The 12,834-nt window shown below is 71.7% G+C and carries 9 protein-coding genes; 6 read left to right on the forward strand and 3 right to left on the reverse strand.

The window, feature by feature from the left end:
- Positions 1-137 precede the first annotated feature (137 nt).
- Both WME90_RS46965 and WME90_RS46970 read left to right on the forward strand, forming a co-directional pair.
- Entirely contained in the window at positions 138-785 is a 648-nt protein-coding gene (locus WME90_RS46965; RefSeq protein WP_437278636.1) for a hypothetical protein, read from the forward strand.
- Positions 782-1,813: a hypothetical protein gene (locus WME90_RS46970; RefSeq protein WP_437278637.1), complete on the forward strand. Its 1,032-nt coding sequence runs from the start codon at positions 782-784 to the stop codon at positions 1,811-1,813. Before WME90_RS46965 ends, WME90_RS46970 begins: the two co-directional genes overlap by 4 nt.
- A 110-nt stretch (positions 1,814-1,923) precedes the next feature.
- On the opposite strand, the gene WME90_RS46975 is transcribed toward WME90_RS46970, so the two are convergent.
- Entirely contained in the window at positions 1,924-3,189 is a 1,266-nt protein-coding gene (locus WME90_RS46975; protein WP_437278638.1) for a DUF3237 domain-containing protein, read from the reverse strand.
- 77 nt (positions 3,190-3,266) lie between these two features.
- Entirely contained in the window at positions 3,267-4,307 is a 1,041-nt protein-coding gene (locus tag WME90_RS46980; RefSeq protein WP_437278639.1) for an alpha/beta hydrolase family esterase, read from the reverse strand.
- 330 nt (positions 4,308-4,637) lie between these two features.
- Between WME90_RS46980 and WME90_RS46985 the strand changes: the two genes are divergently transcribed.
- A complete protein-coding gene (locus WME90_RS46985) occupies positions 4,638-5,858 on the forward strand; it encodes a leucine-rich repeat domain-containing protein (protein ID WP_437278640.1) in 1,221 nt (406 codons plus the stop codon).
- A gap of 127 nt (positions 5,859-5,985) precedes the next feature.
- On the opposite strand, the gene WME90_RS46990 is transcribed toward WME90_RS46985, so the two are convergent.
- A complete protein-coding gene (locus WME90_RS46990; RefSeq protein ID WP_437278641.1) occupies positions 5,986-7,179 on the reverse strand; it encodes a hypothetical protein in 1,194 nt (397 codons plus the stop codon).
- 263 nt (positions 7,180-7,442) lie between these two features.
- On the opposite strand from WME90_RS46990, the gene WME90_RS46995 reads away from it, so the two are divergent.
- From WME90_RS46995 to WME90_RS47005, 3 genes are all read left to right on the forward strand, one after another.
- Positions 7,443-9,695, forward strand: coding sequence for a substrate-binding domain-containing protein (locus tag WME90_RS46995; RefSeq protein ID WP_437278642.1), 2,253 nt, complete (start codon positions 7,443-7,445; stop codon positions 9,693-9,695).
- A gap of 34 nt (positions 9,696-9,729) precedes the next feature.
- The gene (locus tag WME90_RS47000; protein ID WP_437278643.1) at positions 9,730-10,830 is read left to right on the forward strand and encodes a hypothetical protein; all 1,101 of its coding nucleotides are present in this window, start codon (positions 9,730-9,732) and stop codon (positions 10,828-10,830) included.
- 292 nt (positions 10,831-11,122) lie between these two features.
- Complete coding sequence (locus WME90_RS47005) at positions 11,123-12,535, forward strand: YciC family protein (protein WP_437278644.1); 1,413 nt, start codon at positions 11,123-11,125, stop codon at positions 12,533-12,535.
- Positions 12,536-12,834: the final 299 nt, after the last annotated feature.

Here is a 12,834-nt window from a genome sequence, read left to right on the forward strand (position 1 = left end):
CGTTGCGGGCGCCGTGCTCACAAGGGGAGTCTTGCCGCTCGCGCTGTACGGCCCGCGGGAGGTCTTGTCCGGAGACGCGGCGCGGTGTAGCGTGCGTTACGCTCAGGGGGAGGCGTATGAGACGTCTGGGTGTCGCCGTGCTCGTTTCGCTCGTCGTCGGCTGCTCGATCCTGGACCCAGAAGATCGCGCGGAGCTGAGACGTCAGATCGCGATGCTGCCGCACGACAAGCTGATCGCGATGAAGCGCTGGACCATGCACGAGCTGGCGAAGGAATGGTTGGAGACAAGGGACGAGAACGACCAGGTGGGCAAGGTAGTGTGCCGCGACAACGAGGGTGGACTGTGGAGCGGATGGTACGACCGTCCGAATAAGTACATCACCGTGGCGGATATGCTCTCCTGTCTCAGGGGGAAGCCCAATCTTCCGAACTATCTCTTTTGCGCCGAAGAATTTGCGTCGTGGGTGGTTCCTGACGCGAAGAAGGAGATCGAGAAGTTGCTGCCCGCGTACACCGACATCGAGTGCAAGTACGTGTGGGATTTTCGATACGAGCCCGAGAAGCTGGATCCGAAGATGGTCGACATAGATGCGATCGAGTCGGATGATATCATCCAAGCCATGATCACCCTTCCGGGGCCGCCTCCAGGGTGGGCTATTCCTCAATTCGCGCCGCTTCTCTGCCCGCTCGGCGCAGGGGAGGGCTGGGGATGCCCTCCCAGACCGTCCGACTCGTTCCCCACGGGCGGAGAGCCCACGGACCCTCCTGGCGGGGATCAACCGTGAAACATCATCTCATCGTGCACGAGGCGGGCAATGGGTCGGTCATGTTCATGACCAAGGATCCACGAAAATGGAAGTCCTACCTCCAGAACCTGGGCGAGGTGTGCGGCACGGCATGGCGAGACGATCTGGCAGAGGAGGAGGATCGCGCGTGGGCCGAGGCGCACCGGAAAGAGTTCAACCACTGGGTCGACGGCAGAGCCGCCCCTCCGTGGCCGATGCTGATCGCCGCCGTGAAGCGCGCGTTCGTTGCCGGCTATGGGGCTCTCGAGCGAAAGCCCGTCACCGAGGCCGAGGCGCTCGCGCGCCTGGACAGGACCTATCTCTGGAAGCTGCTGACGGCCGAGGATGTGGCCCAGGGCCACGGCCCCGAGGCGCTCCGCGCTTTCCAGCGGGGCTTCCGGCTAGGACGAAGCGAGAGACCCTTCTCCACGAAGAGGAACATCCCCCGGATGGTGGATCCTCCCTATCACTGGTACCGCCAGCAGGCGGAGGCGAACTTGCCGGGACCGAGCGCAGCTCGCGAGCGAGCCCTCGTGGCCGCGTGGCGCGCGAGCGGCGCGAGTCATGAAGACGTGGAGGCGAGCCAGCGAGCTCTGCACGAGCTCCACTCGAGCGCCTGGCGGGATGATGTGCCCGAGGAGGATCGCGCGTGGGCCGAGGCGTACCGCGAGACGTGCGCGCACTGGGTCACCATCCACCGGCGCGACGCGGTGGCGCAGAGCGCCTACGAGGCCTATCTCCGCAGCAGCGACGGAATCCTCGACGGGGAGCCTGCGCCACCCTCGCTGAGGCCATTCCACGACGACGCGAAGCCATGGCTGGCCTTCGCAGATCGCGTCGAGGACGCGCCCGAGGGCGAGAGCGAGCTCGCGACGGCCGAGGCGGCAGCACGCGAGTACTGGGACGCGCGCTGGCGCGAGGCGCCGCCGTGGGACGGCGACCCGGACCAGGTCCACTGGCTCGCGGCGGTCCGCGCCGCGCGGAAGACGTCGGCGGAGATGGCCGACCACATCCCGAGGCCCTGGTAGCGGTTGCCCCCTCGGTCGACCCCGACCGCCTTCAGCTTGTACAAGGTTGCCGCCTCGGCCGATCCGCTACGCCTCCCGGAGGCGCCGGTGTCACCGCGGCTCTGCTTGCTCTATTTGCGCTCGTAGAAGGTGAGGCTCACCCCGCCCCCCGCCGCGCCACCCGGGTCGGAGCTCACATAGGACTTCGTGTTGAGGATCGCATAGGGGCCGTCCGCGCGCGTCTCGAAGACAGGAATGAGCGCGCCGAACGGTCCGCAGTTCCTCACCACGATGACCTCGCCGTCCTTCGATTCCAGCGCATACCGGGCGTCCAGCACCGTTGTCGATCCGATGAGCTGATAGTCCGCGCCTCCGGGGAGCACCGAGCCCGACAGGCCGCTCAGCAGCATTCCGCCGGTGACCGTGCCCCCGGTGATGGGAATGATGTTGCGTGTGCCGCGCTTGCTCGCGCCGACAGACACGGAAGCGCCGAGCGAGACGGACTCGGTGAACACGCTCGAGCCCCTCGCCCCGGTCGCCTTCGAGCACTCCCACGATTGGTTCGGGACGCCCTCGGGATCCTTGAGCTGGATCTTCGGCTCTCCGGCGGCCACCTCGCTGATGTCGTAGATGTCGAGCTGGATCGTGCCCGCCGCGGCGTCGACGACACGGGTGCCCGCGAACTTCCCGGTGTTGAGCCACGCGAGCGAGCTCGAGTTGGCGACCTCGAAGTCCGGGACGATCCGGACGACCCCATCGCCGGCGGCGGCCACGCCGCAGGTCCGCAGCAAGATGAGGCTGCCGTCGCTCGCTTTCAGGATGTTGATCTCCTCGAGCTCGACGGATCCGTTCGACAGCGTGAGCTCGAGGTCCATGCCGCCCGTGAGGAACGTGGCCTGGATCTTGTCGCCCGCGAGCGTGCCCCCTTTCACATCGAGGAGGCGGCGGTGTCCGAACTGCGTCGTCCCGACATCGTGGGTCTCGCCGAGCTGGAGCGTCGCCCGAAAGGCGAGCTTGCCGCGCGTGGGGAGCGGAATGCCGCCAGGCATCCCGCAGGTCCACGAGGGATCGGGGACGATCGTCGCCTCTTCGCTGCCGTTGTTGCCGCCGCCAGCGCCGGGCATCCCGCCTGCGCCGTCGCTGCCGCCGCTGCCCGTCTCCTCAGCGCCACCGGTTCCCGTGGCTCCGCTACCCGCGGTGGTTCCGCTGCCCGCGCCGCCCGTGCCGGCGTCGCCGCCCGTGCCGGCCGCGCCGCCGGAGCCGACCGACGCCGCGCCGCCGGAGCTGCTGCTCGTCGTCCCTCCGCTGGTATCGTCGGTCGACGAACCACACCCTCCAGAGCAGATGCTCAGGATTCCAGTTATCAAGAGCTTCGCTGGCAGATTTTTGATCACCATTGCGGACCCATCCATTCAATCCACGCTGCGATTCGTTGCGCCCCGGAAATGCGGCGCAGTATCCCGCAGAGCCCGATTCAGAACTGCGAGAAGAAGCGCCAGATCGACTCGCCGGAGTTGTTCTGCGGCGCGTGGCCCCCGCTGAACTCGCACCAGACGACGGGATAGCCCGCGTCGCAGCCCTCGTAGCTGACGCAGGGGCTCGGCTCGACCGGTGTGGTCTGCTGCCCGCAGTGGTTTCTCTCGAGGAAGACATCGCGGGCGCTCTGACCGTTCTCCAACGGAACCACGTTGTCGGCGTCGCCGTGGGCGCCCCACATGGCCACGGGGTGGTCGCCGTCCTCGCAGCCGCTGTACAGCGCGCCGGACATGGAGGCGATGGCGCGGAAGGTGTCGCCCATGGCGCAGCCGATCGCGTAGGACATCATGCCGCCGTAGCTGAATCCCGTCGAAAAGATCCGGCTCTGGTCGATGCAGAGCTCGCCGCGGAAGCGGTCGAGCATGGCGCGGAGGAACGCGATGTCGCGGCCACCCGTGTTCTCCCAGCCTTCATTGATGCCCTCGGGGGAGACGAAGATCGCCGAGCCGTTCGCGCGGCTCTGGAGCCCGTAGTATCCGCCGCCGAACCCGGTCGCGACCTGCTCGGCCGAGCCGCCGCGGGGATGCCAGGTGAAGATCAGCTGGTAAGGCTTGCTCGAATCGTAGTTGTCCGGTACGGCGAGGATGTACTCGCGCGTAGTGCCCCCGACATCGATGCTGAAAAGGCCGCTCTTCGGCGCGGTCGCGCTGCCGCAGCCCGCGCTCTGCGTCTCTCCTCCAGCGCCGCTCGATCCGGAGCCGGCGGTGCCCCCGCCGCCCGCGCCTGCGTTCCCCGAGGCCGGGGGCCCGCCGCTGCTGCCGGTGCCATCGACCACGCCCGAAGAGGCGCTCGTCGAGGAGCCACCCGTCGTCGAGGAGCCACCCGTCGTCGACGAGCCTCCCGTGGCACCGGAGCCGGGCCCTCCAGCGCTGTCGCCGCCGGAAGTCGCCTCGTTCGTCCCATCGACCGAGCTGGAGCAGGCCACCGCCGCGAACGCCGCGATCGCAACGATCCCACCGAAATTGCGAAGCGTGTCCATTCGTCCCCGCCTCTCTAATTCAAGATAGCCATCCGTCCTCGAATCACCCGATGAAGGTGACCGCGACGAGGTCGTACACGAGCCCTCCGGCACGAGGCATGGGCATATTTGCCTATGCCTCGGTGCGGGACGTCACGCCGACCTGGAGGCCGAGCCGCCCGCGCGGTTCGAGGTGACCGTGAAGGAGCGGGTGACCGGGACCATGGCGCACCCCGGAGGGTGACGGCTCAGGAGCGGGAGGACGCGCGTAAGGCGCCTTCGACCTTCGGGCAGCGGTTTCATCCGCCCGGTCGAGGCCTGGCGGCTCGGTCTGCGGTACCATCGTGGCCGATGGCAGGCACGGCGAAGTCGTTGCGCGCGGCGTTAAAGAGCCCCTCCGGGGTCCGGAGCCTGAAGCTCACCGGGGTCTCGGGCGACGCCGACGTCACGGGGATCTCGCGCCTACCGGATCTCGTGTACCTCGAGATCTCCGTCACCGGCGAGGAGATCCCGCGCGAGGTCTTCCGGATCCCGGGGCTCACGTGCCTGACCGTGGGCGGCCGCTCGATCACCGGCCTGCCGCCCGAGATAGGGAATTGCTCCGGGCTGAAGAGGCTCAACGTCCGTGGTCACCGCATCACTGTGCTGCCACGCGAAATAGGCAAGCTCTCGCGCCTCGAGTCGCTCTACGTCGACGGCAACGAGCTCACCTCGCTGCCCGCCGAGATCTCCGAGCTCGCCTCGCTGGAGACGCTGTGCGCCGGCAACAACCAGCTCGGCGCTCTCCCGGACGAGATCACGCGCTTGCCGAGGCTGCGTGACCTGTCGCTCCAGACAAACCGGTTGACCGCGCTGCCTCGCGAGCTCGGCCGCCTCGCCGCGCTCGATGCGCTGGAGCTCGACAAGAACGCGCGCGTCGACGCCGCGCCCGCGGGGGAGCTCCCCGCGCTGCGCATCCTCGGCCTGCGCAGCTGCAAGCTCACCGATCTGCCCGCGAGCCTCGCGAAGCTCGGCCGGATCGAGGTGCTCGCCGTCGGGAACAACCCGTTTCCGCGGGTGCCGGAGGCGATCCGCCCGCTCACGAGCCTTCGCTCGCTGTACCTGTGGGGCGCGAAGCTCACCGCGGTCCCCTCGTGGCTCGGCGGGCTCACGCGCCTGACGCTGCTCGAGCTCGAGAAGAACGCGCTCACGTCGCTGCCGTCGGAGATGGCCGCGCTCACCGGCCTGGAGGAGCTGCGCCTGGAGAGCAACGCGCTCGATCACGTGCCTTCCGCGGTGTTCGCGATGACGTCGCTGCGCAAGCTGTTCCTGATGAACAACCGGATCTCCGAGCTGCCCGCGGGCGTGAACACATTGACGAAGCTCGAGCGGCTCGATCTGACGAGCAACCCGCTCGAGAAGCTGCCGGCGGATCTGTGCTCGCTCACGAAGCTCTCCCGGCTGGAGCTCCCCCAGGGCGCGCTCACGGACGCGTCGGTGCGTGGCCAGATCGCGAGGCTGCCGCCCTCGGGTGAGGTGTGGTTCGGCAACCCGGTGTATCGCGCGGTCGCTCGAGGCGGGCAGTGGTGTTGAGGCGTGACGCGGTAGCGCGGTCGGCCTTGACGTGGCACCTCATCGAGCAGACCGGGACGCCGCGGCGCCGCTCGACATCGCGCTGACTTCTCGGCCGAAGAAGCGCGGAGAGATCGGCGATCGGGGCTCAGCCGCTCGGATCGAGCTGCACGCCGACGGTCCACGCTGCGCCGCCCGCCTCGTCCTTGACGGTGACGCGCCCCGTCGCGAGGTCGAGATCGAACGCCGGATCGCCGCCGTTCGGGGTCGTGTTCCCGTCGTGGACGCGGACGACCTGGTCCCCCTCCACCGTGCACTCGGAGACGCCCGTCGTGCCCGCGCCGTAAAGCATGCGGCCGGCGCACGCGAGGCGCGTGAGGCACTTGCCGCCTTGCGGGAGCGGCGAGACGAGCAGCGAGCACCTCGCGCCCGCCTTCACCGGGCTCGGTCCCGTGGCCTCGGTGACGCGCGCGGAGCGGCGCAGCGCCCTCCGGGTGGCGTCGAGGAGCGGCTCCCCCGCGACGGGGAGGCTCTGGTAAGCCAGCATGAACTCGACGCGATAGGCGGGCGCCGAGTCGCGCCAGACGGCGCCGGTCCTGCGGACGCTGTCGAGCGAGACCTCGGCCCGGTCGCCGGCGCGCGAGCCCTTGTCCTCGTAGGAGATCGCATAGGCGTAGGTGCCGGCGGCCGTGCCCGAGTCCTCCTCGACGCCGCTGCTGAACATCGACATGCCGTTCAGCGGATCGCTCGATCGGTAGATCGGCTTTCCGCCGCAGACGACCTGGAGCGCGGGCACGCGGATGTCGCCGCCCGAGCTCGCGAGCTCCGCCTCGACCGTGCACGCCGCGCCGGCCGCGAGGGGGAGCCCCGTCGCGCGCGTGACGGCCGCGTTCCATGTCGCGGTCGCGGTCCGCGACGGCGCCTCGGGTGCCGGCGTGGCCGGCTCGGGCAGCGCCGGCGCTGGCTCGGGGGCCGGCGCTGGCTCCGCCGGGAGGGGAAGGGGAGGCGGGGGCGCGGCCGGCTGCTGAACGACCGCCATCATCTCGCGCCCCGGCCGCGCCAGCAGATAGCTCGCGACCATGGCGCAGAGCCCCAGGCCCGCCATCATCGCCAGGAGGGGCGCCGCCGACGACCGCCTCGGCCGGCCGCGCACCGCGTCGAGCTCGCGGCCGAGCTGGTCGAGCACGCGACGGGCCTCCGCCATCTGGCGCTCGAGCTGCTCGACGCGCGCCGCCCGATCGCCGTCGCGGTGCTCGTCGAGCTGCTTCCTGGCCGCCGCGAGCTCCTCCTCGAGGCTGTCCACACGCCCGCGCAGCGCGTCTCGTTCGTCGCGGTATTGCATCGCAGGAAGATACCACCGACCAGCTCGCCCGCGGCCACCAGGCCGGAGCGCCTCGCGCTCGCGTCGAGAGGCGCCCGCAGCGCGCCCGCGGCCGAAAACGCGGGCGGTGTGAGGTGCACGTGTCCGCGGTCTGACGGTCCGTTCCGGATTCCGCGGCAGAACGCGAGACTCCTCGCGCGCGCCGCGGGCTCCGCGTGTACGATGTGGCGGGTTCGCAGCGGTCGTGGGGAGGGCGGCCACTCGTGGAGCAGGAGGCCTTCGGAATGGGTCAGGGTCGCCAGGGCAGTGCGGTACCGTTGCCGGAGCAGTGGGGCGAGCTACCCGGCGCCGCGAGGTGGAAGACCAGGGAAAATGCCGGCGCCTCCGGCCCCGATGCGCGCCAGCCCGAGGGGGAGCGCGCGGCGGCCCGCCCTCCTACCCTCGGCATCGTCGCGCCCTTCCTCTCCGGCGCGTTCTGGGGTCCCATCCTGATCGGCATCCACGAGTCGGCCCAGCGGCGCGGGATCCGCACGCTGGTGCTGCGCGGCACGCCGTCCGAGGTCCGGGCGCCCTCGCTCGCCAGGGAGCAGGTGGACGGGTGGATCGTCGTCATCGAGTTCGGAGGCCTCGAGGAGCTCGCGCGCGCCGGGGTCCCGTTCATCACGCTCGGCGCCCGCCCCGCCGAGATCCCCTGTCCTGCCGTGCTCCCGGACAACCACGGGGGCATCCGGAGCGCGGTGCTCCACCTGATCGAGCACGGGCACCGGCGCATCGCGTTCGTCGGCAACTTGGCCGCGTACGATGTGCGCGAGCGCCGCGACGCGTACGAGAGCACGCTCGCCGAGGCGGGGATCCCCTTCGACCCCGCTCTGGTCATCCCGTGCGACAACAACATGTACAGCGGAGGCCGGGACGCCGCGCCGGCGCTGCTCGCGCAGCTGCCTTCGTGCACGGCGGCGGTCTTCGGGACGGACAAGAACGCGCTCGGGATGATGTCCGAGCTGAAGGCGGCGGGCGTCCGTATCCCCGAGGATTTCGCGATCATCGGCTTCGACGATGTCGTGGAGGCGCAGAGCGCCGACCCGCCGCTGACCACCGTGCGCCAGCGGTTCGAGATGATGGGGACCGCGGCGTGCGACCTGCTCGCGTCGATGATCGCCGGCGAGCCGTTCCCGCCCGAGGGCGTGCGCACGGCCAACGCGCTCGTCCTGCGGAGCTCGTGCGGCTGCAGCAGGGTCCAGAACTTCCTCGAGTCGGAGGGCGCGGCCTCCCAGGAGGACACCCGCGCAACGCTGGCCCGACAGATGGTCGAGCTGCTGCTCCTGCCGCGGCCGCTCCCGCCGGATACCCCGCCGACCGCGGTGTGGCCGGCGGTCACGCGCGTGGTCGACATGTATTTCTCGGCGCTCCAGGGCGCCGCGCCCGTCCCGGCCGCCGAGCTGGAGCGCGCTTACCGGCAAGCCATCGCGGTCACGCCCGATCTGGGCTCCCTGCTGTCGACGGCCCGCCTGATGGACCAGCTCCCCGAGCGGCGCGGCATGTCCCTGGACGCCGCGGCCAGGCGGCGGGCGCAAGACTTCGTGGAGCTGGCGCGCCTCGCGAGCGCGCGGGCGCGGCTCGACGCCGAGACCCACGCCGTCCATCAGCTCGGCGTGCTCGCGAGGACCAACTACGATGTGAGCTTCGCCCTGCTGGGGGGCACCCAGCAGGAGTACCGGTCGCTCTCGTGGCTCGAGACGACCACGATGGTCTGGGGCTGCCTCGCGCTGTGGGACGACCCGGCGGAGCGCACGGGCCTCGTCGTCGTGGGCGCCTACAGCCGCGACGGCAGCGCCGTCCCCCCGAACGGGAGCCGCTATGGGCTGGAGGCGTTCCCGCCGGCGGAGATGCTGCCGCGTTCGGCCACGGACGGCACGTACACGGTGCTGCTCCTGCCGATACGCTCCGTGGAGCGCGACTGGGGGATCCTCGTGCTCATCGGCCCGGCCGTCGTCGCGATGACCGGGGACGAGGGCACGGTCGCGATCTGGGGGACGCTGCTCGGGGCGGCCCTCGAGCGCGACGCGCTGCTGGAGTCGCTGTCGACGAAGCACGCCGACCTGCAGCAGGCGTTCGCGAGCGAGCGCGCGCTGTCGCAGACCGTGCGGGAGCTGGGCTGTCCGATCATCCCGCTCCTCGCCGGCGTGCTGCTCGTGCCGTTGATCGGCATGCTCGACAACGGCCGCGCGCAGCAGGTGCTCGAGAAGGTGGCCGAGGGGGTGAGCCGGCACGAGGCGCTGTCGGTGCTGCTCGACCTCACGGGCGTCCCGTTCGTCGACGCCCAGGTCGCTCATTTCCTGGGCTTGACCAGCCGCGCGGCCGCCCTGCTCGGCGCGCAGGTCTACCTGGTCGGCGTGCGCCCCGAGATCGCGGAGAGCCTCATCGACGTCGACCTCGGCGCGCTGGCCACGTTCTCCTCGCTCGCGGCGGCGCTCCGCGAGATCGGCCAGGCGTCGGGGCGCGAGCGGCGGCGTCAGGCGGGCGCCGAGGCACCTTGACGCGCCGAGGCGCGGCTGGCGTAGCATCGGCACGATGCTCGCCGTGCACTGCCCGCGTTGCGGGCGACCCGCGCCGGTATCGCTCGCCAGCCCGGACCTGATGGACTGCGCGGCGTGCCACTACCGCGGCCCGCCGCCCGCGGACGCTGCGCAGGGCCTGCGCGCGGCGGCGCACGTCGTCTTCCAGACCGACGTGCGCCGCCGCCAGCTCTCGGACGCGCTGCGGCGGAAGCTGGTCACGGCGTCGCAGCGGCACGCGCGGCTCCTTGTCGTGTTCGCGCTCGCCTCGGTGCCCATCACGTCGCTCGCCGCGCTCGTCGTGCTGGGGGTCTGGGTCAGCCCCGACACCGAGGGGAACTTCGTCACCGGCGGCATGGTGACGGCGGCGTGGCTCGGCACCGTCGGGACCGGCGCGGCCGTTCTCGCGGTCATGCGCCGCCGGCAGCGGCGGCTCGAGGAGGCGTGCGCCGCGCGCCCCCCGGCGGCCCCGGGCGAGCCGGCGGCGTGCCATGTGTGCGGCGCGCCGCTCGGCGCAGGCGACGGCGCGATCGCGCGGTGCGGCTTCTGCGCCGCCGACAACCTTGTCGCGCCGGCCGTCCTCGAGCGCGTGCGCGCGCGCCAGGTCGTGATCCTGCGGTCGTTCGAGCAGGCGGTGGGCGCCGAGCTCGCCTCGTTCAGCCGTGCGACGTCCGGCGCCGCCGCGGTCGTGGTGGCGACCGCGCTCGCGGTCCCGGTCGCCGCGTTCGTCCTCGCCGTCGCCGTCACCCTGGTGGGCGAGTCGAGGCGGCTGCCGGTGGACGCCGCCGTGAGCTACGCGGTCGTCAGCGCGCCGCTCGGGCGGTGCATCGGGAAGATCATGCCAGGAAAGAGCGGCGGCACGGTGGTGCGGTTCGGCGGGTTCCGGCGCGCGGAGCTGCCCGAGGAGCAGGCGGTCGCCCCGGGAGAGCCGATCGAGGCCGTGTCGCCCGGATCCCTCGTCGGCCGCTCCGTGACGGCGAAGCAGGGGGCTGGCGTCGTCGAGGGGGTGTTCTCGTCGCCGCTCACGGGCAACTCCGCCGCGGTCCGGCGAGCGGATGGGACGTCGTTCACGAGCAGCATCGCCGGGCTGTGCCTGGACGGCCCGCCGCCGAGGTGATCCGCTCGCGGCTCGCTCGCGCGTCCCACAATAAGCATCGAGCGCTCAATCGCTGTCCATCGGCGAATACCGCGCGCGACCCGTGATTGCGGACAGCGCTGCAATCGCGGACGCGCGCGGCGCATTGATCCGTCGCTCCTCTGCGCGGCGGCGCGGCGCGGTGCGGGCGCGCACGCGCACCAGGGGAGGCGCCACGGCGCCGGAAGTTAGTTGTTCCGTGCCGGCGCCCTCCACGTATAGTTGGGGGGTACTTGGTTGGGCGTAGTCGGTATTCACACCCAGTGGAGACAAGATGAGCCAAGGTGGCTGGGGCGGGGGATCAGGGGGCGGTCAGGGCGGTGGTGGTTACGGTCAACCGCCGGGCGGTGGCTACGGCCAGCCGCCGGGCGGCGGTTACGGACAGCCGCCCGGGGGCGCTGGCCAGGGTCAACCGCCGGGCGGTGGCTACGGCCAGCCGCCGGGGCAGCCCCCGGGGGGCAGCTACGGCCAGCCGCCGGGGGGCGGTTACGGTCAGCCGCCGGGCGGCGGCTACGGCCAGCCGCCGGGGCAGCCCCCGGGGGGCAGCTACGGCCAGCCTCCGGGTGGTGGTTACGGTCAGCCGCCGGGGCAGCCTCCGGGTGGCGGTTACGGCCAGCCGCCGGGGCAGCCTCCGGGTGGCGGTTACGGCCAGCCGCCGGGGCAGCCTCCGGGTGGCGGTTACGGCCAGCCGCCGGGGCAGCCTCCGGGCGGCAGCTACGGCCAGCCCCCCGGGGGCGGCTACGGTCAGCCGCCGGGGCAGCCTCCGGGCGGCGGCGGCTGGGGCCAGCCCCCGGGCGGCGGCGGGGGCTACGGTCCGCCCCCGGGCGGCGGCGGCTGGGGCCAGCCTCCGGGCGGCGGGGGCCAGCCTCCGGGCGGCGGGGGCCAGCCTCCGGGCGGCGGGGGCTACGGTCCGCCCCCGGGCGGCGGCGGCGGCTGGGGCCAGCCCCCGGGCGGCGGAGGCTTCGGTGCGCCTCCGGGCGGCGGGGGCTACGGGCCGCCTCCAGGCGGCGGCTACGGTTCACCCCCGGGAATGGACGGCGCGACGTCGTGGGGAGCGGGAGATGCGGCGTCCTTCGGCTGGGAGCGGGTGAAGCGCGACCCGGCGATCCTCATCGGCGCGATCGTCGTCGTCGGATTCGCGTCGGGCATCCCCAACGGCATCGGCGGAGGCATCCAGGCGGCGCTCGCGAGAGACGCGCCCGGGGCGGGGTTGGCCATCCGGGGTCTGATGCAGCTCGTCTCCCTCGTGGTCGGCAGCTACTTCGCCGGAGGCCTGAACAACCTCCTGCTGAAGGTCGCGCGCGGCCAGCCGTATTCGTTCGGCGACGTCCTCGGCGGCGGGCGGTGGTTCCCGTCCATCCTGGGGGCCCAGCTCCTGACCGCCCTCGCCGTCGGCATCGGCATGGTCTTCCTGATCGTCCCCGGCGTCATCCTCGCGCTCGGCCTGAGCATGACGACCCTGTGCATCGTCGATAAGAACCTGGGCGCCATCGACGCAATGAAGGAGAGCTGGCGAATCACGACCGGCCACAAGGGCGGTCTCTTCGTCTATGGCCTGCTCGCCTTCGCGCTCATGCTGGCGGGCGTGCTCGCCTGCTGCCTCGGCACGCTCGTGGCCGGGCCGATCGTCGCCATCGGGCTCGCGTACATCTACCTGCGCCTGACGGGCCAGCCGACCGCGAGCTGAGCCTCACGAGGGCTCGCGCCCGCGGCGCCCTCTCTTTCCGCCCTGCGCCGAGCGCGCTCCTCCCTTCCCGCCCCCGTCCGCGGCCGCTCTCATCGCGTGTCCGAGGGGCGCTCCTCGCCCTAAACCCCCTTCGCGACACATCGAGTCTCCGCTGCCATCCGGCGGCGCCGTACCCTCTCCAGGGCGCGCGGAAGGCACGATACCGATCGTGAGACAAAGCTCCTTCGATCGATTGCGGGTCTCCAGGGCGCATGTTAATCGGTGTCTCCTCAGCGACTCCTGCGCAGCGAGGCGCGGAG

This window comes from Sorangium sp. So ce375 (assembly GCF_051473855.1).
Classification (GTDB): Bacteria; Myxococcota_A; Polyangia; order Polyangiales; family Polyangiaceae; genus Sorangium.